This window comes from Bradyrhizobium sp. Leo78, from assembly GCF_059512425.1.
Map to the genome: position 1 here is coordinate 94235 of NZ_JCAMOT010000019.1, position 21152 is coordinate 115386.

At 61.7% G+C, this 21152-nt stretch carries 19 protein-coding genes and 3 pseudogenes; 7 read left to right on the forward strand and 15 right to left on the reverse strand.

What is annotated here, in order from left to right; translation table 11 throughout:
* Positions 1–11: 11 nt before the first annotated feature.
* Positions 12–941: a TauD/TfdA dioxygenase family protein gene (locus AC5ZG1_RS23410; RefSeq protein WP_456643582.1), complete on the reverse strand. Its 930-nt coding sequence runs from the start codon at positions 939–941 to the stop codon at positions 12–14.
* A 543-nt stretch (positions 942–1484) separates the two neighbouring features.
* On the opposite strand from AC5ZG1_RS23410, the pseudogene AC5ZG1_RS23415 reads away from it, so the two are divergent.
* Together AC5ZG1_RS23415 and AC5ZG1_RS23420 are read left to right on the forward strand one after the other, a co-directional pair.
* Positions 1485–1733 (forward strand): annotated as a pseudogene (locus tag AC5ZG1_RS23415) (LLM class flavin-dependent oxidoreductase); the annotation flags it as partial.
* 91 nt (positions 1734–1824) lie between these two features.
* The gene (locus tag AC5ZG1_RS23420; protein ID WP_456643583.1) at positions 1825–2640 is read left to right on the forward strand and encodes a MetQ/NlpA family ABC transporter substrate-binding protein; all 816 of its coding nucleotides are present in this window, start codon (positions 1825–1827) and stop codon (positions 2638–2640) included.
* 70 nt (positions 2641–2710) lie between these two features.
* On the opposite strand, the gene AC5ZG1_RS23425 is transcribed toward AC5ZG1_RS23420, so the two are convergent.
* The 6 genes from AC5ZG1_RS23425 to AC5ZG1_RS23450 all read right to left on the reverse strand — a co-directional run bounded on the left by AC5ZG1_RS23425 (position 2711) and on the right by AC5ZG1_RS23450 (position 8089).
* On the reverse strand, positions 2711–3907 hold the full coding sequence (locus tag AC5ZG1_RS23425) for an LLM class flavin-dependent oxidoreductase (protein ID WP_496134196.1): 1197 nt from the start codon (positions 3905–3907) through the stop codon (positions 2711–2713).
* Positions 3908–3915: 8 nt separating this feature from the next.
* On the reverse strand, positions 3916–4698 hold the full coding sequence (locus tag AC5ZG1_RS23430; RefSeq protein ID WP_456643585.1) for a MetQ/NlpA family ABC transporter substrate-binding protein: 783 nt from the start codon (positions 4696–4698) through the stop codon (positions 3916–3918).
* 37 nt (positions 4699–4735) lie between these two features.
* A complete protein-coding gene (locus AC5ZG1_RS23435) occupies positions 4736–5224 on the reverse strand; it encodes a tetratricopeptide repeat protein (RefSeq protein ID WP_456643586.1) in 489 nt (162 codons plus the stop codon).
* A gap of 32 nt (positions 5225–5256) precedes the next feature.
* Entirely contained in the window at positions 5257–6036 is a 780-nt protein-coding gene (locus AC5ZG1_RS23440; RefSeq protein WP_456643587.1) for an ABC transporter ATP-binding protein, read from the reverse strand.
* Positions 6037–6077: 41 nt separating this feature from the next.
* A complete protein-coding gene (locus AC5ZG1_RS23445) occupies positions 6078–6917 on the reverse strand; it encodes an ABC transporter permease (RefSeq protein ID WP_496134197.1) in 840 nt (279 codons plus the stop codon).
* Between the two features lie 83 nt (positions 6918–7000).
* Positions 7001–8089, reverse strand: a complete 1089-nt coding sequence (locus AC5ZG1_RS23450; protein WP_496134198.1) for an ABC transporter substrate-binding protein — start codon at positions 8087–8089, stop codon at positions 7001–7003.
* A gap of 171 nt (positions 8090–8260) precedes the next feature.
* Here AC5ZG1_RS23450 and AC5ZG1_RS23455 point away from each other — a divergent pair, with 171 nt between their 5' ends.
* From AC5ZG1_RS23455 to AC5ZG1_RS23465, 3 genes and pseudogenes are all read left to right on the forward strand, one after another.
* Positions 8261–9142, forward strand: a complete 882-nt coding sequence (locus AC5ZG1_RS23455; RefSeq protein ID WP_496134199.1) for a transporter substrate-binding domain-containing protein — start codon at positions 8261–8263, stop codon at positions 9140–9142.
* A gap of 74 nt (positions 9143–9216) precedes the next feature.
* Positions 9217–10270, forward strand: a pseudogene (locus AC5ZG1_RS23460) (cytochrome-c peroxidase).
* A gap of 147 nt (positions 10271–10417) precedes the next feature.
* Positions 10418–10849 carry an RrF2 family transcriptional regulator gene (locus AC5ZG1_RS23465; RefSeq protein WP_496134223.1) on the forward strand — a complete coding sequence of 144 codons (432 nt, stop codon included), beginning with the start codon at positions 10418–10420 and terminating at the stop codon, positions 10847–10849.
* An 86-nt stretch (positions 10850–10935) separates the two neighbouring features.
* On the opposite strand, the gene ggt is transcribed toward AC5ZG1_RS23465, so the two are convergent.
* The 7 genes and pseudogenes from ggt to AC5ZG1_RS23500 all read right to left on the reverse strand — a co-directional run bounded on the left by ggt (position 10936) and on the right by AC5ZG1_RS23500 (position 19364).
* The gene (gene ggt / locus AC5ZG1_RS23470; RefSeq protein WP_496134200.1) at positions 10936–12690 is read right to left on the reverse strand and encodes a gamma-glutamyltransferase; all 1755 of its coding nucleotides are present in this window, start codon (positions 12688–12690) and stop codon (positions 10936–10938) included.
* A 498-nt stretch (positions 12691–13188) separates the two neighbouring features.
* Positions 13189–13953: pseudogene (locus tag AC5ZG1_RS23475) on the reverse strand (LysR substrate-binding domain-containing protein).
* Positions 13954–14124: 171 nt separating this feature from the next.
* Positions 14125–14961 carry a universal stress protein gene (locus AC5ZG1_RS23480; protein ID WP_496134201.1) on the reverse strand — a complete coding sequence of 279 codons (837 nt, stop codon included), beginning with the start codon at positions 14959–14961 and terminating at the stop codon, positions 14125–14127.
* A gap of 77 nt (positions 14962–15038) precedes the next feature.
* The gene (locus AC5ZG1_RS23485) at positions 15039–16130 is read right to left on the reverse strand and encodes an ABC transporter ATP-binding protein (RefSeq protein WP_028168695.1); all 1092 of its coding nucleotides are present in this window, start codon (positions 16128–16130) and stop codon (positions 15039–15041) included.
* Positions 16131–16145: 15 nt separating this feature from the next.
* Positions 16146–16997, reverse strand: coding sequence for a carbohydrate ABC transporter permease (locus AC5ZG1_RS23490; RefSeq protein WP_456643594.1), 852 nt, complete (start codon positions 16995–16997; stop codon positions 16146–16148).
* Positions 16997–17938: a carbohydrate ABC transporter permease gene (locus tag AC5ZG1_RS23495; RefSeq protein ID WP_028168693.1), complete on the reverse strand. Its 942-nt coding sequence runs from the start codon at positions 17936–17938 to the stop codon at positions 16997–16999. Before AC5ZG1_RS23495 ends, AC5ZG1_RS23490 begins: the two co-directional genes overlap by 1 nt.
* Positions 17939–18029: 91 nt before the next feature.
* Complete coding sequence (locus AC5ZG1_RS23500) at positions 18030–19364, reverse strand: ABC transporter substrate-binding protein (protein WP_456643595.1); 1335 nt, start codon at positions 19362–19364, stop codon at positions 18030–18032.
* Positions 19365–19697: 333 nt separating this feature from the next.
* On the opposite strand from AC5ZG1_RS23500, the gene AC5ZG1_RS23505 reads away from it, so the two are divergent.
* Together AC5ZG1_RS23505 and AC5ZG1_RS23510 are read left to right on the forward strand one after the other, a co-directional pair.
* On the forward strand, positions 19698–19874 hold the full coding sequence (locus tag AC5ZG1_RS23505) for a hypothetical protein (RefSeq protein ID WP_165435585.1): 177 nt from the start codon (positions 19698–19700) through the stop codon (positions 19872–19874).
* Between the two features lie 112 nt (positions 19875–19986).
* Positions 19987–20289: a hypothetical protein gene (locus AC5ZG1_RS23510; protein ID WP_028168691.1), complete on the forward strand. Its 303-nt coding sequence runs from the start codon at positions 19987–19989 to the stop codon at positions 20287–20289.
* Between the two features lie 125 nt (positions 20290–20414).
* Here the strand turns inward: AC5ZG1_RS23510 and AC5ZG1_RS23515 are convergent, their stop codons facing one another.
* Entirely contained in the window at positions 20415–21074 is a 660-nt protein-coding gene (locus AC5ZG1_RS23515) for a hypothetical protein (RefSeq protein WP_130230219.1), read from the reverse strand.
* Positions 21075–21152 lie beyond the last annotated feature (78 nt).

Consider the following 21152-nt stretch of genomic DNA (forward strand, 5'->3'; position numbering starts at 1 on the left):
CGAACTCCCCGCTACGCGGCCTTGGCTGCCTGCGGCTTGGTCGCCTTGATGCGTGTCACGCTGTGGCGACCGTCGATGCTGACCGGCACCTCGCCATCGACCGTGGCGCGGCGGACGACGCGATGCTGGTCGCCGTAGTCATTGACGGCATAATGCTGCGTCGCGCGATTGTCCCAGATCGCGACGTCGCCTGCCTTCCAGCTCCAGCGCACGGTGTTTTCCGGCGCGGTGATATGCGACTGGAACAGGTCGAAGAGTTTCTGGCCGTCATATTTCGGCAAGCCGACGAACCGCTGCACGAAGTTGCCGAGCACCAGCGTCCGCTCGCCGGTTTCAGGATGGACGCGAACCACCGGATGTTCGGTCTCGTAGACCGTACCCGTGAACACTTCGTCGAAGTGTTTCCTGTCAGCGTCGGTGGCGCGCGACTTCACCGCATAATCATAGGCGTTGCTGTGGACCGCCCAGAGTTCGTCGGCGAGCCGCCGGAGCGGCGGCGGCAAATCGAGATAGGCCGCCGCGGTGTTCGACCAGATCGTGTCGCCGCCATAGGGCGGGATCACCACGCCACGGAGTACCGAGATCTTCGGATAGGCGTCGACAAAGGTGACGTCAGTGTGCCATTGGTCGGCGCGGCCTCCGCCCCTTCCCGAGTCCAGTTCGAGGATCGACGACGTGCCCTTGGCCGGGCCGATGGTTGGATGCGGCACCAGTCTGCCAAGCCGCACCGCAAAGCGTTCCTGCTCGGCATCGTCGAGATGATCTTGATTGCGGAAGAAGATCACCTTGTGCTCAAGCAGCACCTTGTTGATCGCGGCGATCGTCTCGTCAGGCAGATCGCCCGCCAGATTGATGTTCCTGATCTCCGCACCGAGGCGGGCCGCACGCTCGACGATATCAGCGCGCGGGATGACGTTATCGATGCCATCAGTTTGAGCCATGGTTGTGTCCCCTATTCGGCCGCAACAATCTGCGGCGATCGCCAGAGTGCTGATGCGTAGAGATCGGCGGCATGTTTCGACCTCGCGATTGGGCGTAAATCGTAAGAGCGATCGACCGTCAGTCAATGAAATGAAACCAGCTTTGTTTTCGACGACAGACAATGATCGCGTTTCCGTCGATGCGGGTGCTGGAATATTTGCGATGACGATCGTCTTGCGGGCACCGACTGCATGCATGGCCAGTCGAAATCGAAGCTCTTTAAGCCGAAAACTCTCGTACTGACGTCGCACAGGATGCCCGATGCGTCGTCATTCCTATCGCAGCATGCGGTCTCGTCTCCTATCGACGAATAACCCAAAATGTTCATGCTGGCTTCCGACGCAACTATGTAAATTCATTTCATCGACATTCTCGCGATCGCAGACGTAGACTCTTTCGCACTGCAGCTTGAGTGCGAGCAGGAAACGCAGTGACGACGGATGCCCGGAAATGTCGCAGCCCGACGGCGTCATCAGCCTTCAAACATGCGCGGGTCCTAAGACATGAGCGATCGACGGCAGCTAACCCTCAATCTCTTCATCTATCCCGGCGGCCATCACGAGGCCGCGTGGCGCTACAAGGGCTCCGCGACGGACCGGATCCTCGATATCACCTACTACCAGGAGCTGGCGCAGCGCGCCGAGGCGCACAAATTCGATGCGATCTTCTTCGCCGACGGTCCCGCGCTTGGCGACAATGTCCGCTATGCGCAGCGCTTCCGACTGGAGCCGATCACCTGGCTCGCCGCGATTCGCATGACCGCCTGATCTTTCCGGATCATGCCCCGCGTCTTCCGCGGGCATTTTCGTGCACGCCAAGCATCACAACCTCTCCGAGACCGCAATGAATACGCCTCGTTTCCTTCTACTTTCGGCCTTTCTCATCATCGGCGCGCTGGCAGGCGTCCCGTCCCGTGCCGAACCCGCCAAGGCTGAGCTCAAGCTCGGCTTCGTGCCCGGCCCCTATATCGACGAGTTCAAGGCCGGCGTTCAGCCGGAACTCGAGAAGAAGGGCTACCGCATCAAATATTTCGAATTCTCGACCGGGCTCGAGGCCAACAACGCCGTGTTCAAGAGCGAGATCGATGCCAACGTCATGCAGCACACGATCTTCCTGAATTCCTACAATGAGCGCCAGAACACCGACCTTGTCGGCATTGTCCACGTGCCGACGCCGCCGATGGGTCTCTATTCGAAGAAGCATGCGCTCGGCACGCCCATCAAGCCCGGCTCCACCGTGGCCGTCCCCAATGATCCCGTCAACCTGCAGCGCGCGCTGTGGATCCTGCGCGACCTCGGCCTCGTGGAAATCCGCGACAGCAAGCCGGTCGACGTCACCGAGCTCGACGTCATCAAGAATCCGGGCGGCATCAAGATCGTGCCGCTGGAGGCCGCGCAGGCGCCGCGCGCGCTTGACGACGTCGACTTCGCCGCCATCCAGGGCAATTTCGCGATCTATAGCGGGTTGAAGCTGACGAACGCCTTCGCGCTGGAAAAGATGACGACCCCTTATATCAACGTCGTTGCGGTGAAGCGCAGCAACGCGGAGAGCGCATGGGCACAGGACATCGTCGCCGGCTATAAGTCGGAAACCTTCAAGGCCGCGATCCGAAGCGACCGCTTCTATGACGGATTCACGCTGCCGGATTATTTGAAATGACCGGCTCGCCGCGAGCGAACCGCCGCGTAGCGCGCCGTCCGGCCAAACGGCGCGGCGGCCGGATCTCAGCTCAGTTCGTACGGGTCACCGGAAGCCGCAGTCCAGCCTGCTCCATCAGCGGCAGCACGCGGCGACCGAAGAACTCGAGATCAGGCTTGAAATCGAAGAAGCTGAGCTGAAGCCCGTCGATGCCGGCCTTCTCGAGCTGGATGAACTGATCGACCACCTGCTCCGGCGTGCCGATCACCTCGATATTGCCACCGATCGCAGGCCGTTTTGGCGCGTCACGACCTATCCTTCCCTTCCAGGCGTGCGCATCGCTGGCGAAATTCTGGAAGCCAGCGACGGGGTCGATGTGATCGACGATGGCGTCATGGTACTGCCACGTCTCCCGCTCGGTCTCGCGGCAGATCACCATCGGATTGAGCAGCGTCCGCACCTCGCGTCCGACCTCGATCGCGGCCCGCTTGACACGTTGCGCATGCGCTGGAAGCGCCTCGATCGCGCTCTCAAAGGACGAGCCGGCGGGGCTCGTGATGAACACGATGTCGGAATAACGGCCGGCAAACGCGATGCCGGCGTCCGATCCAGTGGCATTGACGAGGATGGGCCGTCCGAACCGCGGCTTCGGCGTCACGAACGCTTTGTTCAGCCGCCACGGCGATTTGCCCGAGAAGGAAAAATTCTCGTCATCGCTCCACAGCCGCTGCAGCACCTCGATGAACTCCGCCGCCAGTTCGTAACGGCGATCATGCTCGATCTGGTTCCATCCGAAGGCCTCGTGCTCGATCGCGCGATGCCCGGTCACGACGTTGATGCCCCAGCGTCCGCCCGAGATGTGATCCAGCGTTGCGCCGTATTTGGCGAGATGCAGCGGATGGATCGGACCGTAAAGCACATGGATGGTCGAGATCAGCATGATCTTTGACGTGAGTGCCGCCAGCGACGCTGTCGTCATGAACGAATCGAGCGCCTCGCCGGTGAATACCCCGCCATAACCGCCTTTCGGCAACCATTGCGACAGCGCAAAGACCAGATCGAAGCCAAAAGCTTCGGCAGTGAGCGTCAGATCCCGGTTGTAGTCGAACGTCCACGTCGTCGTTCGCGGCAAGGTCGAGGCACTCCAGCCGCCCGCCTGGATCGGCAAGAACAAGCCGAGCAGCAAAGGCTGGCTCAGCGACTTCGATAGCGGACTGTCCGGAAATTGCGTCGGACTCGGAAAGATCGGCGATCCAACAATCTCGCCCGGCTCGTGGACTATCGTCATGCTAACCCCTAGAAGGCCGGAATCTGGCCTGGCAATGTGTCCTTGATGAGCTGCCGGATCGTATCGTTCTGATAGGCGCGCACCAGCTTCGACACCCAAGGGGCATCCTTGTCCCGCTCGCGCACGGCGATGAAATTGTTATAGGGATTGCTGACGGCGGATTCGGCGGCGATGGAATCCTTGCCCGGAAGCAGCCCGGCCGGGACCGCGTAGTTGGTGTTGATCACGGCGGCGTCGAGGTCATCGAGACTGCGTGGAAGCTGCGCCGCATCGATCTCGCGAAGCTGCAGCTTCTTGGGGTTGTCAGTCACGTCGAGCACAGTCGGCGATATCCCGACACCGTCCTTGAGCTTGATCAGCTTCTCGGCCTGCAGCAGCAGGAGCGCACGCCCTCCATTGGAGGGATCGTTCGGGATGCCGATCGACGCGCCGTCCTTGATCTCGCCGATGGACTTCACCTTCCTGGAATAGAGGCCGATGGGGGCGACGATCGTCTCGCCGACCGGCGTGATCTTGTAGCCTCTCGTCTTGATCTGGTTCTCGAGGAAGGGCCTGTGCTGGAACGCGTTTGCATCCAGATCGCCTGCGTCGAGCGCGGCGTTTGGCAAGAGATAGTCGTTGAACACCACCACAGTGAGGTCGAGTCCGTCCTTGGCGGCGATCTCCCTGACCTTCGCCCAGACGATATCGCCGTCGCCGGCCGCAATGCCGACCTTGATCTTCTGCTCCGCCCAGGCGGGCGTGGCGAGGAGCGCGACCCCAACGACAACAGAGAGCAACCAGCGTTTCATCTATAGATCTCCATCCAGGCAGTGTGAGCGCAAGAATCTAGGATTTGGACTTATGTCCGGCGCGAGCGAGAGCATCTTTCAGCTTGTCGTATTCCTCGCATCCGCCGGGGTGACACAATAGCCGCAGCAGCTCGAGGTTCTTCTCTGCGCGCGCGACATCGCCGATATCGATGAACAGCTCGCCCTGGTATTCCAGCGCCGGCCGGTGGGTCGGATCGTAGAAGATGGCCTCCTTGTACCACCGCGCCGCCTCGTCGTAGCGCCTGAGCTTGCGCAGCGAGAAGCCGAGCAGATTGTACACGTCGGCATGATGGATGGTTTCTGCAAGCGTCAGCAGCTTGGCGGCCGCTTTCTCGTATTCGCCGGAATAGATCTCGACCCGCACCGCCGACAAATCAGGAAGATCGCTTGACGGGGCGGTGTCCATGGCTATGGCCGCCCCGCTCGCGGCGAGCCCGATCGCAACGATCACGTTGCGAAGCAAGCTGAGACCGTGGAGCCGTGCCGTCGTCTGCGACCTCAGCATGATTGGACCTCGCAGGACAGGCACGTCGGCCATCAGGCCGCCTGCGGCTTGCCGCCATATTCGCCCATGGCGGACAGGATTCGTCGCTTGTAGCTGGCGAACTCAAGGTCCGCACGGTCGCGGTCGCGTGGAAGGTCGATCTTGATGTCGTCGACGATCCGGCCGGGACCGCCGGCCATTACCACGACCCTGTCGCTGAGGTAGATCGCTTCATCCACGTCATGCGTCACCAGAATCATGGTGATCTGTTCGACGCGCCAGATGCGCTGCAATTCGGCCTGGAGATGGACCCGGGTCAGAGCGTCCAGCGCGCCGAGCGGTTCGTCGAGTAGCAGGATCTCCGGGCGGTTCACCAGGCCACGGGCGATCGCCGCACGCTGCGCCATGCCGCCGGACAGCTGATGCGGATAGGCCTTCTCGAAACCTTTCAAGCCGACAAGGGCGATATGCTCGGCGATCGTGGCAGCCTTGTCCGCGGCGCTCCTGCCCGAATTCTCCAGGCTCAGACCGATATTGTCCTCGAGCGTCAGCCACGGCAGCAAACGGTGATCCTGGAACACGATGCCCCGCGAGAGCGCGGCACCGGTGACCTGCCGGCCGTCGATAAGGATATCGCCGCGATAGTCGCGGTCGAGACCGATGATCAGCCGCAGCAGCGTCGACTTTCCGCATCCGCTCGGCCCGACCAGCGAAACGAACGCGCCCGGCTTCACATCGAGATTCACATGGGACAGGACGTGCACCGGCGGGCGGCCGGCGACAGCATAGGTCTTGGATACGTTCCTCACCTCGAGCTGGCCGGATGCGGCCATGGCATACTCCTGTTGATGTGATGCGGCCGCCGTCGCGTGCTTCAACCTTCGTAGCCCTGCTTCCAGCGGAGCACGCGACGTTGCAACAGATACATGCTGCGGTCGATTGCGAAGCCGACGAGACCGATGATGACCATGCAGACGACAAGCTGATCCGTGAGCAGCAGGCCCTGCGCGCGGAAGATCAGGAAGCCCAGCCCCTCCAGTCCGCTCAATCCTTCCGCAACGACCACAAGCGCCCAAGCGAGCCCAGCCGAATAGCGCAGCGCGACCATGATTGAGGGCGTGGCGGCCGGCAGGATCACCTTGCGCACGAGCTGCCTGCGCGTCAGCGTGAGGACTTCCGCCAGTTCGACGTAAGTTTTGTCGACGTTGCGAATGCCCTGGAGCGTGTTGAGGAATACCGGGAAGAACACGGATTTGGCGATGACGAGCACTTTCGCGGGCGCGCCGATGCCGAGCCAGAGAACGATCAGCGGCAGCCAGGCAATGCCGGGAATGTGCCGGATCGTATCGAAGGTCGGGCCGAAGAACTGCTCGACCTTGCGCGACAATCCCGCCGCGATCCCCAGCGCGACGCCGACGAGCGAGCCGTAGATGAACGCCTGTCCGACGATCTTGACGCTGGCGAGAAAATCCAGCGCCAGGTTCTGCTTGGTCAGCATCTTCCAGAACGCCGTGGCGACGGTGATCGGCTCCGGCAGGAACACCGGATCGATCCAACCGCGGGTGGACGCCGTTTGCCATAGGGTCAGGATGATCGCGGGCAGCACAATGCCGATCAGCGCAGGTCCCTTGTACGCGCGCCCTTGCCGCGCCGCGACTGCCGAGCCGCCGGTTCGGATTCCGGAGCCGTCGATCGCCTCTACGCTATCGGTCATGCTGACAACATTCTTTCACAGATCATTACGACGCCCCGGCACTCGCCGCGTGCCGAGGCGTACGCGTCGGTTACGTCCGCGCGTCAGTTGTAGATCGAGTGGGTGCCGCCTGCGAAGAAGCGCCCATCGACGAAAGCATCGATCTGCGCGTCGGTCAGCTTGCGCTCGGAGAGGATGTCATCGCCGTTGGCAATGTACCAGGCCTGGAACTTCTTGATCGCATCGCGCGCACGGTCGGCATTCGGCTCGCCCGCCATGAACTCCCATTCGCCGGCGTGGGTGATCTGGAACTTCGCGACCTCGATCGGAACGCGCGTCTCCTTGGCGACGATCTCGGCCGCTTCGTCGACGTGATCGGCGGCCCACTCGCGCGTACGCTCGCGCGCGGCAAGGAACGCCTTCACAAGGTCTGGATATTTGTCCACGAAGTCGCGGCGAGCGAAATAGGTCACGCGGCCCGCATTGTTCACATAGATGCCGTCGTCCGGCGACCGGCCGACCACCTTGAGCTTACCCGACAGCCATGCGCCGGTGGCGGCGGCGCCCGCCGCAAGATGGAAGGTCGTGGCGTCGGCGGCGCCCGAGAGCACCGCGCTGATCGCAACGGCGGTGTTGTCGATCGAGGTGTAGCGTATCCGGCCCTGCTTCTCGCGCGAGTCGAACGGCAGCCCCGCCTTCTGCGTGATCTCGAACGGCGACGACCAATAGCAGCTTATGCGGCTCGAGCCGAACTTCTTTCCGTCAAGGTCGGCGACGGACTTGATGTTGTCGTTGTCGGCGCGGGCGAGAATGGGCGCGCGATAACGATTGGACGCCTCCGAAACCCAGATGATCTCGCCATCGAGACCGTTCGCACGGTGGACCGTGGCCGGATAGATCATGCGCTGCGCGATCGCGATCGCGCCGCCCTTGACCGCGGCGGATTCTGCACCGATCAATTCAGCGGCGCCAGAGGCGATGAGGTTGATCTTCCTGGTGCCGATCTTGTCGAACTCCTCCTTGAAGAAGCCTTTCTCGCGCGCGATCACCGTCCAGGGCGTGAGCTGCAGATTGATTTCCGGCAGCGGCTCGGCGGCGCGTACTGGAGCGATGTGTGCGACGGCGAGGAGCGCGCCCGCCACTGCTAGATAACCGAATGGGCGCCTGCTGCTTGCCGCGCGCGTGGTTCGCATGTGAATTCCCCGTTCAGTGATGACAAATGAACGTTTTCACGATACTTCATCATCGCGATAAGTCTATATGTTCTATAGACAACTTTATTCTGTAATCATCTCAGTTCAAGGACGATTATTCGCAGCACACGTGCCAGCTCGCTTCATGAAATCAGCGCAGAAGATCACGCGATGAACGCCAACAACGCACGCTTGCCGATCTGGCAAATCCTCGCTGCCGTTGTGTCCGGCTTGCTGCTGCCTGTCCTGATCGGCGGAGCGATCGTGACCGTACGAGGCGAGCTGGGCTTTGCCTCGTCTGATTTCGCATCTGCCGAGAGGCCTCGTGATAAAACCGATAACGCGCATCAGTTGAGGCTTGGCATCGCCTATGTGCCGCCGGCCAAGGCACCTGACATGCGCCTCTACATCGAGGAGGGATTCGAAACCGATCTCGCGAACGAGATCGGGGAACGGCTTGGTGCCGACGTGAAGCTCGTGCTCGTGCCGCCCGCGGACCGGCTCGCGGCGTTGAATGAAAATCGAGTGGACGCGGTGCTGGCGCGCGTCGCCGATGATGATCCGCTGCGCAAGGCGGCGGAGATATTGCCGACGGGATACGAGTCCGGCCTGAGCCCGGTCATGCGCTCGGACCGGCCGTTGCGGCAGTGGAGCGACTTCAGAGGCCGCGTGGTTTGCGTCACCCTCGCCAATGATCGCGGGCAGAAACTCGCCCAATCGCTCGGCGCCGAGATACGGACCTTGCGGGCACCGGCGGAAGCCTTGATGCTTGTGAGGACCGGCGAATGCGCAGCCACCTTTCACGACCGCGCGGTGCTTGATCCCTTGTTCACGAAGCGATCCTGGCAGAAATTCTCGGCGACCTTGCCTCCCGTCGATCCGACTTCACTCGTGATTGCCGTGGCAAAGCGTCGAACCGATCTCGCCGTGACGATCGGGCGCGCGCTGGCTGCGATAGGCAGCTCTGAGCAATGGCGGCGACGGCGAGAACGGTGGGCGGAGCTCGCCTCCTTCGAGGTCTACAGGGACCAGGCAGGTCCTGATTGCCATTGAGCCGCGCGATTCCTTCAAGTAAAGCGGCAAGCCTTTGTGGTGCGATTGGCGTAACCGCTCTGACGATGCTCGGCATGATCTTCGCGCATGCAACGTCGGCGACACCAGGGGATGAGCATCTGTCGACGCTGCGGCAGTCCTACGCACGCTCTGCAACCGAATGGCCTGCACCGTGGCTCGACGCTGACGTTGCCTTTGTTGAGCTCGGCAAGCTGAACCTGCCGTCGTCCCCATCCACCCAAGAGCAACGTCATATCGCGCTTGGCGCGCGTCTCTTCCACGACGCGACGCTCTCTGCCGGCAACGATCTCGCCTGTTCGACATGCCACAATGCGCAGCACGGCTGGAGCAGCGGGACCGCAACGGCGCCGGGGCATGCGCTTGCCCGCGGGCGGCGTAATCCTCCATCGCTCCAGAACGTCGCCTTGCGGCCGTATCTGGCCTGGGATGGTCGAGGAATCGTCTCTGGCGGCCCAGTCGCTGTTGCCGCTCACGATATCTGAGGAGATGAGCAATCCGGATCTGGATTCCGTGCTGGCGCGCCTGCGCGCCGATCCCGACTATGCAGCCCGCTTCGCGGAGGTTTACGGCGCGGGACCGATTTCGGCAGACGCACTCGCGGATGCGCTCGTTGCCTTTCAAACCCATCTCGAGACCGAGACGCGCTTCGATCGCTTCGCAGACGGCGACCGGAACACGCTGACCGAACAGGAATTGTGGGGCCTGCACCTGTTCCGGACCAAGGCGCGATGCGCCAACTGCCACTTCGGCCCGCTATTGACGGACGATCGCTTCCACAATCTGAAGATCTCGTTCTTCGGCGAGAAGGCGCAGGATCTCGGCCGTTACCAGGTCACCCATCTCCCTGACGACGTCGGGCGTTTCCGCACACCGAGCCTGCGTCATGTCGGAGAGACTGCGCCCTATATGCACAACGGGCTTTTTCCGACACTTGAAGGCGCGATCAACCTCTACGATCGCGGTGGCGGTGAGGTATGGGCGCGAAACCGCAGCGAAGCGGAATATCCGCTTTATCCGTTCGCGGCGCAACTGTCGTCTCACATCCGGCCGCTCGGTCTTTCCGACGAAGAGAAAGCCGCCCTCGCCGCGTTCTTGCGAACGCTTTGAGCGGGAGTTGAAGTCGGGGCGCGGCCAATTCAGAAGCCTTATCTTTCAATGGCCGCATCAACGTGTGAATTATTCCAAGATAACCGCCAAATGGCGGCGATATATCCTATAGTATATCTATTACCTATTCTAATTCGAAGACATCAGATGCTAACAGCCAAGGGAAAATATGGCCTCAAGGCACTCGTCCATCTGGCGGCCCTGAAACCCGGCGAAACGATTCAGTCCATCGACATTGCGCAGACCAACAACATCTCCAAGAAATTCCTGGACACGATCCTGGGCGATCTCCGCAAAGCCGGCCTCGTGCATACGAAGAAGGGACCGGGCGGCGGTTATATGCTGGCTCGGCCGCCGCACGCTATCAATATCGGGCAGGCGATCCGAGAGCTCGATGGTCCGCTAGCGCCCATCGCCTGCGCAAGCCGTACGGCCTACCAGCCATGCGAGGACTGCGAAGATCCTCGCAAATGCGTCGTACGCATCACAATGACACGGGTTCGCGATGCCATGTCGGATGTATTGGATCAGATGAGCCTGGCCGATTTGGCCACGACGAAGCGCAAGAAGCTGGTCTGACGCTGCCTATTGTCCGACCTTCCAGGCTGCATCGGTCACCTTCGCGGCCTTGGGAACTCAGCTGCAGCTTTGCGAAGGTATACGCTCTATTCTCCCGCGGCGCTCCCGGCCGGTCGCCGATCATCGTGGGCGCCGTAGAAATAGCCGGGCCGCATCCTGCCGCTCCGAGCGGCATCATTGCCGGACGAGCGCGGACCTGCAGCGCCGCCATCGGGAGGACCGATCGCGATGAGCTCAGCCGCTCCCCACGGTGTCTGTTCGACCAGTTTGTAGCCCATCTCACGAAGCAGCTTTGCGGTGTCGGGTGAGATCGCATACGGCTCGTAGTCGAGTTCGTCAGGCAGGCCTTGAAGATGGATCCGCGGCGCATCGACTGCCTGCCGCGGCTCCATGCCGTGATCGATCATGTTGAGCGCGGCCTCAAGTGTAATGGTGATGATGCGCGGGCCGCCCGGGCTGCCGAGCACAGCAAAGACTTTGCCGTTCCGGGTGATCAGCGTCGGGGTCATCGATGACAGCGGGCGCTTGTTCGGCGCGATGAGATTCGCCTGGTCCTGCACCAGCCCGTACATGTTCGGCACGCCGCGCTTGATGGTGAAGTCATCCATCTCGTCATTCAGGACGAAACCAGTCCCCGGCGCCATCACCGCTGCGCCGAACAGACCGTTGAGCGTGTAGGTGACAGAAACAGCGTTGCCGGCGTGATCGATGACCGAGTAGTGCGTGGTATCGCCTTGTTCATGCGGCTCGAGTCCGGGCCGCGCCGCCTCCGAAGGCGTCGCCTTGTCGGGCAGAATCTTGGCTCGGATGGCTGCTGCGTAGTCCTTGGACAGTAGCCGATCAACAGGATTTCTAACGAAATCGGGATCGCCCAAATACGTATTGCGGTCGAGATAGGCATGACGCATGGCCTCGGCCATGACGTGGATCGAGGCGGCCGAGTGGAAGCCAAGCGCCGCCATGTCATAGCCCTCGAGGACATTCAGGATCTCGCACAGCGTCGTGCCGCCTGAGCTCGGCGGCGGCGCGGAGACGAAGACGTAGCCGCGATAGGTGCAGTACAGCGGCTCCGTCTCGGTGATCTTGTAATGAGCAAAATCATCGGCTTTAACGATTCCGCCGCCGGCCTTCGACGCAGCCTCGACCGCAGCCGGGATTCGGCCGGCGTAGAAGGCGTCCGGCCCGTCCTTGGCGATCGCTTCGAGCGTCACCGCCAGATCCGTCTGCACCAACCTGTCGCCCGGCTGGAGGTTGCTTCCGTCGCGGCGCAGAAAGATGCTTGCGACCGACGGATCGTTATGAAACCGACTTGCCGCATAATCCATGATGTCGGTGTCACCGCGGGTTAGCGCGAACCCATCGCGGGCAAGCCGGATCGCGGGCGCCATCACCTCGGCGCGCGACATCGTCCCATATTCGGTCAGGGCCGCATCCAGTCCCTTGACCGTTCCCGGGAGAGCAACCGCCTTGTAGCCAAATCGGCTGGCGCCCGGAATCGGATTGCCGCCGACGTCGAGATACATCTTTTCGCTCGCCGCTGCCGGCGCAGTTTCGCGAAAGTTGATGAACCGGTCGCGACCATCGGCCAAATGCATCACCATGAACCCGCCGCCACCAAGATTGCCGCAACACGGATTTACGACCGCTTCGGCGTAGCCTACGGCGACAGCCGCATCGATGGCGTTGCCGCCAGCCTTCAGAATCTCCAGGCCTGCCTCAGAGGCGAGGTGTTGCGAACTCACAACCATCCCGTTCTGCGCCTCGAGCGCCAACGGTGTTGCCGCATGCGCCCCGCCCACCACCATAGCCAGGAGCAGAGCCATCCATTGTATGTTGATCATCATATCATTCCGGTACGCGCGGCCCTGCCTCGGGCGCACGCTCCTCCGCATGAGCAGACGCCGCGATCGCGCGCTTCGCAACACCCTAAATGATTACGTTTGTCACGATCCAACATTCTCGCCAGGAGTTGAATGGGCAGCGTTGGGCCGTCGCCCCTCGCCGGGGAGTATATGAACTATCGCAAGCCCGCTGGAATGCTTTGGCCAAAGCTTGGAGCGGCGAAGCAGCAACCGTGATAGCCACCTCGCCCACATGATGTGCTGGATCAAGAGATGGGCGAGCGAGCGAAACTCAGTTCCGCTTTTGGATCAGATGCTGACGTTAAGTGCCACCGCCACCCGCCCTACTTCGATCGAAGAGGAAAAAAGCCCGCAGAACGCGGGGCTTACTCTTGGGGCTTGCGCCCGAGCCGGCTATCGCTGCGACTACATCGGCGTCACGGAGACATCGAGATGCCTCCTCCATCGCGGGATATAGCGAAGACTGTTGCTGCCGGTTCAGGGCTTTAGGGACATCACTTCCAACCGGAGCCATTCAGCCGCGGCTTGCACGCGTGGGTTCTTCGCGCGATCTTCACTTGTCACCAGATGATAAGTGAACCCGTCCACCTTAGGGCCGAACGGCTGTACGAGGTGGCCGGCGGCGAGTTCGTCGGCCACGAGGGCCAGACTGAGCAGCGCGATCCCCTGGCCCGCGACAGCCGCCTGGATGGCATAACCTTCGTCCGAAAATCGGAGCTGTCCGAGGTTCGAGGGGCACGACAACCCGGCCTTTGCAAACCAGTTCTCTCAGGTCGGATTGAACGGGTGCTTTCTTGTCCATTCAAAGTGGATCAGGGGACGACGGTTCAAGTCCGCGAGATCGCGCACGCCGAGATTCGGATTAACGAGCGGTGCGAACTCGTCCGCAAACATCGGCTCTGAAATGAGGCCTGGATACGGCCCTGTGCCGTAGCGGATTGCGATGTCGACGGAGCTGGCTACGAAGTCGACGGCCTCGTCCGACGCATGGAGTTGCAGGTCGACGCCGGGATGCAGCTTTCGGAAACCGGCAACTTTCAGGACGAGCCATTTCACCGTGAAGGCGTTGGTCGCCGAAATCGTCACTTGCGCGGGCCTCTTTGACTGCGAGAGTCGTTCAAGCACGGCCTCGAACGCTTCGAACCGTTCCCGCAGCACAGGATAGAGCTGCGCGCCGGCCTCGCTAAGGCTCACCCTGCGAACCTTCCGCTCAAACAGGGTGAGGCCAGTGCGGACAAGCATCGTGCCGGAATAGTGCCTGTCGCAAGCTGAGGTGCACGTACGCACTGGATCTACTCGACGGCCGACGACTGTTGTTGCGCGTCATGAACGTCCATTGCCATGCGGCATCGCGCATCGGGACTCGCGGATCTTGATGCGGCCTCTCTATCTCGTCGTGCGCGTCAGAAGAAACTAGTGCGACAACAGTACGGGAATTTCGATCCTCCCGTTGAAGATATCTCGCGTTGCGCTGCCGAGCATCAGCTCGCGCTCGAATCCATGTGCGAACGCGCCCATCACCAGCAGATCCGCGCCTGCTTGCTGCGCATAGGCCAGAAGGGTCGCGCCGACGTTCAGAGTCTCACGACGGATCGTGCTGAATTTGGCATCAACCTGCCACCGCGCCAGATAGCGGCAGAGTGCGTGTCCGGAATGAGGTGTCGGAAACAGCTTGTCGTCCATGACCGATACGACGAGCACCTCACGCGCCTGAGCGAGAAGGGGCAAGGCGTCGTGCACTGCACGAACTGCCGAGCGTGTTCCGTCCCATGCAACGACAATCCGGTCTTTTGCGAGCACAGGGGTGTTTGGTGGCACGAAGACAATTGGACGACCGCTCGCAAACAGGGCGGCCTCGACCAGTTCTTTGCGCGGCGCATCAAGTGATCCGCGCACATCGATCACCAGGACGTCGTGCACCTGGGTGCAATGGATCATTCGTTCGCGAAGCGAGACGGACTGGTTTTCGGCCTGCAGAATGTCACACGATACGTTTGCAGCCGTCGCAGCGGACTGAACAAGCTCCGCCGTTCGTGCCACCCGTTCACTTGACGTTGCTGACCTGGCGGCAGGACTCCCGACTTGCCGAATGTCCGGTTCAGGCAGCGAGTCGCGGAGGTCGGTCTCCACATCTGCAATCAATGCAGATAGATGCGCCCCATACATGCGAGCCAGGGCGATCGCATAATGCGCGCCGCGCGAGAGGTCATCTCTGCGCGACGGAGACAGGAAAACGAGTACGTCCTTCATGTTTCACCACCAGCCTGTCAAAGGCGATCCGGCGAATAGTCCTTACAACCCAGCAGTGTACGAGGTGGCACACAACATCAGATTGCCGCCTGCGACACGCGGTCGAAGAAGTACAGCCGGTCAGGATTCAGTGCGAGGCGAAGACGGTCGTGGACTTTCGCTTTGACGGTCGGTTCGACTGCGGCCACCATCGTGTTGGGACCGACCCTGACGTCGAGGAGAATCTGGGAGCCGAGCTTCTCGATGACCTCGACCACGGCATCGAAGCTGAGATCCGCCTCCTCGCTGCCGGATGCGACGCGCAGATCCTCCGGCCGGATGCCGAGCGTGACATTCTCTCCGACATGCGGCCGGAGCCGGCCTGCGATGGCGGCCGGCAGCTTGATGCGGATGCCTTCATGGCGGGCCCAGAGGGCACCCTCGGTATCAGCCATTTCCACCGTCGCGAAGTTCATGGCTGGCGAGCCGATGAAGCCTGCGACGAAACGGTTGGCGGGCTCGTTGTAGAGTTCCAGCGGTTCGCCCACCTGCTGAACGAGACCATCCTTCATGACGACCACGCGATCGCCGAGCGTCATCGCTTCGACCTGGTCGTGGGTGACGTAGATCGCGGTGGTGCCGAGGCGGACGTGGATCTTTTTGATCTCCACCCGCATCTGGATGCGCAGCTTGGCGTCGAGGTTCGACAGCGGCTCGTCGAACAGGAACACCTGCGGATGCCGAACGATGGCGCGGCCCAAGGCGACGCGCTGCCGCTGGCCGCCGGAGAGCTGCCGCGGCTTGCGTTGCAACTGTTCCTCTATGCCGAGGATTTCGGCTGCGGCCTTCACTCGGTTAGATATCTCGGTGCGATCGAACCCGCGCATCTTCAGGCCGAACGCCATGTTGTCGTAGACGCTCATGTGCGGATAAAGGGCGTAGTTCTGGAACACCATGGCGATGTCGCGGTCCATCGGCGGCAGCTCGTTGACAATGCGGTCACCGATCATGATCTCGCCCGAAGTGATCGATTCGAGCCCGGCCACCATGCGGAGCGTCGTGGTTTTGCCGCAGCCCGAGGGACCGACGAGCACCACGAATTCCTTGTCGTGGATATCAAGATTGACATCCTTGACGGCATGGACTCCGTCAAACCTCTTGTTCAAGCTCCGTATGATGACCCGAGACATGGCTCACCCTTTGCCTCACCCTTTGACGGACCCGGTGATGCCGGCGACGTAGTACTCGACGAAGAAGGAATAGATCAGCGCCACCGGCACCGAACCGAGCAGGGCGCCGGCCATCAGCGAGCCCCAGTAGAATACGTCGCCGCGGACCAGCTCCGAGGTGATGCCGACGGAGACCGTCTTCTGCTCCGGCGAGGACAGGAAGACGAGGGCATAGATGAACTCGTTCCACGACAGCGTGAAGGCGAAGATACCGGCCGAGAGGATGCCGGGCACAGCGACCGGAAAGACGATGTAGACCATCGCCTGCCAGCGGGTCGCGCCGTCGATGCGCGCACATTCCTCGAGCTCGCGCGGGATCGCCTTGAAGTAGCCCATCAGCAGCCAGGTGCAGAACGGGATGAGGAAGGTGGGGTATGTGAGAACGAGCGCCCATGGCGTATCGCCGAGGCGGAAGTTGCGGATGATATCGGCGAGCGGAATGAACAGCAGCGTCTGCGGCACCAGATAGGTGACGAAGATTCCAGTGCCGAGGCTGCCGGCGAACGGAAATTTGAGCCGGGAGAGCGCGTAGCCGGCGAGGAGCCCGCAGAACAGCGAGATCAATGTGGCAAGCACCGAGATGAAGAAGGTGTTCAGCATCCACCTGTTGAAGAGCGTCTCGTTGAGGAGATACCGGATATGGTCAAGGGTCGGATTGAGCGTCCAGAACGGCGTGTAGTTCGGCGCCATCCAGGGACGATAGAGCTCGGCGTCCGGCCGCACCGTCGTCACCATCATCCAATAGAACGGGAACAGCAGCCCGATCACGAACAGCGCGAGCGGGAGATTGAAGAAGACCCAACGACGCCAGCGCGCGCCCTCTATCATCAGAGTGTCTCCACGCGTCGGATGTAGAGGAGCTGCACGACGACGACGACGAGCAACACCGGGAACATGGCGAGCGATATCGCCGCGCCCTCGCCCAACAGACCCGTGCCGACGCCGATCTGATAGGCGTAGGTGGCGAAGAGCTGCGTGGCGTTGGCCGGTCCGCCGCCGGTCAGGATGTAGACGAGCTGGAAATCGGCGAATGTCTGGATTACCGAGAACAGCACCACAACCATGGTGACGGGCAGCAGCAAGGGCCAGGTGATGTAGCGGAAGCGCTGCCAGGGCCGCGCTCCGTCAATCGCGGCCGCCTCGGCGAGCTCCGGACTGATGGTCTGCAATCCGGCGAGCAGGCTGATTGCGTAAAACGGCACGCCGCGCCAGACATTGACGATCATCACCGAGATCAGGGCAAGTTGGGGGTCGCCGAGCCAATTGATGCGGGTGCGGATGATGCCGAGGTGAAAGAGCGTCCAGTTGATGACGCTGAAAGTCGGATCGAACATCCACTTCCACGCGAAGGTCGAGAGCACGGTCGGGATGATGAAGGGCAACAGGATGAAGGCCCGGGTCAGGGCCTTTGCCCGAAAGTGGCGGTTGAGCAGCAGAGCAAGCCACAAGCCGAGCGCCAGCTTGAAGACGGTCGTCACCGCCGTGTAGAGGATGGTGTTCCAGACCGCGATGCGGAAGATGCTGTCGTTCATCAGCACCGCAAAATTCTGCAGTCCGACGAAATTTCCGGGCACGCCGACCTTGGCGTCGGTCACCGCCAGCAGCACGCCCTTGACGAAGGGATAGGCGATAAAGAGGCCGAGCAATACCGCGGTCGGCAGCAGCAGAAAGAACGCGAACCAGCGCTCGTTCTCAAGAACTCGCGTAACCGGCCCGCGGCGCGGCGCGGCCACATAGGGTTTGGCGGCGGCGACATAGTCGACGGCCATCGCGCGATTCTCCGAGCGGATGCCGGAGCGCTGCGGCCGCGGGCCGCAGCACCGAGGCGAGATCAAAACCTAGCGCGCCGAGGAAGCGGCTTCAAGCGGCATAAATCCTTGCGACCTCGTCGTGCGCCCATTTCACCGCGTCTTGCGCCGGCATGCCCTGTATCGCCTTTGCCGTCATGTCGACGATGATGTACTTGCTGAGCACTTCGGCTGCGCGACGATCGGCTGGTCCGGCGTAGCCGGGGAAACGTCCAGCTCGCGCCGCGGTGCGGAATGGCAGCATCACAGGGTCGTTGTCCCAGAGCTTGTCCTGCTCCCAAACCGTGGTGGCCCCGACGGAATAGCCCTGCTGCGAGTCGAACCACGCCTGATAGACCGGCTTGGAGGTGATCCAGCGCAGGAACTCCTTGCCGGGCTTTGGGTCCTTCACATACTTCATCAGCATGTTGGACATCGGCAGGTGATAGCCGAACTGGCCGGCGGCGCCCTTGGGCAGCGGCGAGTGCAGGATGTCCTGCCAGAGCGGGGTGCCGGTTTCAGTCAGATAGACCTGGGGCTTGCGCTTGGCCTCGAGATAGATCGAGGCGCCGTTCAACGTGGAGCTGATCGTGCCTGCGAGGAAGGCGCGGTTGTTGCTGGTGTCGTCCCAGGCGAGCCCACCCTCGTCATAGGCGTCGTTCCAGAAGCCGACCGCGAAGTTGACGGCATCGACCGTCGCCTTGGAGTTCAGCGTCACCGTCTTGCCGTCCGCTTCGACCTCCTTGCCGCCCCATGACCAAAGATACGGATAGGCATAGGTCGGCGGGTCGCCGAAGCTGTGGCCGACCGTCTGCCCCAGCGGCCGGCCCTTCGCCTTCAGCTTCTTGCCAGCCTCGCGATATTCCTCCCAGGTTTGCGGGAACTTCGGCGCCTCGTACCCGATCTCCGCGAACCAGGACTTGCGGTACGCCAGTTGCGCGCCGAGCACGCACCAGGGGACCGCGATCCATTTCTTGCCGTCATTGGCGACGACGCGTGATTCCTCGTAGAAACCGCCCTGCGCCTGGCCGATCTCCTCCGCCACATCGCTGACGTCGACGACGCTCTCGGGATAGAGCTGCGCCCAGTTGTTCAGCGCGCAGATCACGTCGGGACCGGTGCCGGACTGAATCGCGGAGGTGGTGCGTGCCTGGATATCGTTGCCGTTGATCATCTCGATGTTGAGCTTGATGCCGAGCGCCTTGGCGCATTCGGGAACGATCACCTTGCGGAGCACCTCGTCCGAGGCAGGAACGAAATCGTTCCAGCGCAGCCAGTGAATCGTCGTTGCCTGTGCGAAGGCTGGTGCCTGCTTCAGGGCAAGGATTGACGCCAGTCCCCCAGCCCTCGCCGCCACTGCACCACCGCCGGAAAGCTTCAGAAGCTTACGCCGACTTATGCGAGCCATGATCTGTCCTCCCTGTTATTTCGTTAAGTTGAATTCTCCTCTTTGCATGCAGACGTCACCCAAGAGACGTTACCGAAAATACTTGGGCGTAAAGAATACTTGGGCGCGAAGAACTGGAGATATTAGCACGCCTGCGCAATTTCGATATCGGCGAGGTGGGCGGAAGCTCGCCCGAACCGGCATTAAGCCGGGATGGCGGCGGCTCTGCCGCGCAGTCTTCCGCACTGCACCGTTCCGGCAATCCATGCGTCAGCGCAGCGCAGCTTGCTTTGCCGACATGAAAAAACGCCCTGTGCTATAATGGTCGGGTCCGCAATCATGTGGAGCGGTGCCATGCGCGCACTCGAGGTGTTCGCGATCTACGTCGCGCCCTTCGTCGTGATCGGAATCGTCGCCAAGGTCCTGATGAAGCGAAGCAGCGTCGATCTCACCGACGTCCAGGCGCAGGCGGGAGCAAATCGCAGACCGCGCAGAGTTTTCCTGTTGGGAGGCTGGCGCAACGAAAATTGAAGTTGCCTGTTCCGTCTTCTTCAAGGGCCGCAGCGCAAAAAAATTGCGGTGGCGCCAGGAGCCGGCCGCGTGTATAAGCCGGTAGCTTCTTCCGTAGCATGAAGAGGCTGATATGAACGACTTGCATGCATGGCTCTCGCAACAACACCATGGCTTGCGAACCTTCCGAAACTTCCAGCAAAAACTAGACGCCTTGGTGAAGGACGAGCCCGGGCAGCAGGCCTTGTGCCGGCTGCTGAGCGATCTCGTTGGTGGCTATATCGAAACCTTCGATGAAGAGCCTCTGCCCGTTGATATCGCGGACCATGCCTATCAGCGTCTGCTTGAGCTGGTTGGAAGCCTCGACCTTGAGGCAAATGCCGATCGGCGCCTGGCCGACATCAATCGCGTCGCGGCGTACGACTTGCTGCATTAATCGCAGATCGCTCGACTGCCAGACTATAGCATTTTCGGATCTGATGGATCAGAACCGAAGCTCTAGATTCTTGTTTTGACGCGTTTTCTTCACGCGTACCGGTGTCCACTTCGCTCGAAAACGCTCTAGTCCTCGTCGCCGAACAGCCTGATCCTCGGCGTCCCGACGCTTACCGGTTCGGCCTCCAAGACGCGTGACCGCTCGGTATCTTCCCTGACGCTGCGCTCGACGTCGCGCAGTTCGTCATCGCGCGGCTCGCGGACGCGGCGACGCTCAGCCCATTGCTGTCGGCGCTCCGCCTTGCGCCGCTGCTCGACACGGCGGGCGTCACGCTTGGATTCGGCGTCGCGTGCTCTTGCCAGCGCGTCGCCGGAAGAAGCCGACGAAGTGCGCGCGGCGGTTTGCGCCGACGGCTGTGCGTTGGCTGCAGGCTGCGCAAATGCATTGGGACCGCGCTCCGGCTCGCTCGACGCCGCGTTGGTTGGAGTGGTGTTGGTTTGCTGCGCCGGCTCGGCCTGCTGCGGCGGCGCTTGCGGCGCGGGATCGACGACGACCGGATGGGTCGCGGCGGCCCGGGTCGCTGCAAGATAGGGTACCGGCTCAGCCGGTGCATTCGATGCCGCGACAGGCTCCGCCGCGCGCCGCTCGAGCTTTGTCAGCTCGGCGCCCGCTTTTGGCTGATGCGGGCTTACGATGTTTGCGATCACCATGCCGCCACCGAGGCCAACGGCGATCGCGATGACCACAGTTCCCACCCCCGCAAAAAATGCGGTCATTGTGCGCATGACGGGCTCCCTCTCCTACGCCGCGAGCAACGTGCGAGCGGAAGCGATGTTCCTGCGGAACCTCCGCGACAAAAACCT

Coding starts and splice junctions, on each gene's coding strand:
- AC5ZG1_RS23420 (WP_456643583.1), top strand. CDS start 1,825: ATGAATACGCCTCGTTTCCTTCTACTTTCGGCCTTTCTCATCATCGGC.
- AC5ZG1_RS23480 (WP_496134201.1), bottom strand. CDS start 14,961: ATGAAGGACGTACTCGTTTTCCTGTCTCCGTCGCGCAGAGATGACCTC.
- AC5ZG1_RS23465 (WP_496134223.1), top strand. CDS start 10,418: ATGCTAACAGCCAAGGGAAAATATGGCCTCAAGGCACTCGTCCATCTG.
- AC5ZG1_RS23495 (WP_028168693.1), bottom strand. CDS start 17,938: ATGGCCGTCGACTATGTCGCCGCCGCCAAACCCTATGTGGCCGCGCCG.
- AC5ZG1_RS23450 (WP_496134198.1), bottom strand. CDS start 8,089: ATGCGAACCACGCGCGCGGCAAGCAGCAGGCGCCCATTCGGTTATCTA.
- AC5ZG1_RS23445 (WP_496134197.1), bottom strand. CDS start 6,917: ATGACCGATAGCGTAGAGGCGATCGACGGCTCCGGAATCCGAACCGGC.
- AC5ZG1_RS23485 (WP_028168695.1), bottom strand. CDS start 16,130: ATGTCTCGGGTCATCATACGGAGCTTGAACAAGAGGTTTGACGGAGTC.
- AC5ZG1_RS23455 (WP_496134199.1), top strand. CDS start 8,261: ATGAACGCCAACAACGCACGCTTGCCGATCTGGCAAATCCTCGCTGCC.
- ggt (WP_496134200.1), bottom strand. CDS start 12,690: ATGATCAACATACAATGGATGGCTCTGCTCCTGGCTATGGTGGTGGGC.
- AC5ZG1_RS23425 (WP_496134196.1), bottom strand. CDS start 3,907: ATGACGATAGTCCACGAGCCGGGCGAGATTGTTGGATCGCCGATCTTT.
- AC5ZG1_RS23440 (WP_456643587.1), bottom strand. CDS start 6,036: ATGGCCGCATCCGGCCAGCTCGAGGTGAGGAACGTATCCAAGACCTAT.
- AC5ZG1_RS23515 (WP_130230219.1), bottom strand. CDS start 21,074: ATGCGCACAATGACCGCATTTTTTGCGGGGGTGGGAACTGTGGTCATC.
- AC5ZG1_RS23505 (WP_165435585.1), top strand. CDS start 19,698: ATGCGCGCACTCGAGGTGTTCGCGATCTACGTCGCGCCCTTCGTCGTG.
- AC5ZG1_RS23410 (WP_456643582.1), bottom strand. CDS start 941: ATGGCTCAAACTGATGGCATCGATAACGTCATCCCGCGCGCTGATATC.
- AC5ZG1_RS23490 (WP_456643594.1), bottom strand. CDS start 16,997: ATGATAGAGGGCGCGCGCTGGCGTCGTTGGGTCTTCTTCAATCTCCCG.
- AC5ZG1_RS23435 (WP_456643586.1), bottom strand. CDS start 5,224: ATGCTGAGGTCGCAGACGACGGCACGGCTCCACGGTCTCAGCTTGCTT.
- AC5ZG1_RS23430 (WP_456643585.1), bottom strand. CDS start 4,698: ATGAAACGCTGGTTGCTCTCTGTTGTCGTTGGGGTCGCGCTCCTCGCC.
- AC5ZG1_RS23500 (WP_456643595.1), bottom strand. CDS start 19,364: ATGGCTCGCATAAGTCGGCGTAAGCTTCTGAAGCTTTCCGGCGGTGGT.
- AC5ZG1_RS23510 (WP_028168691.1), top strand. CDS start 19,987: ATGAACGACTTGCATGCATGGCTCTCGCAACAACACCATGGCTTGCGA.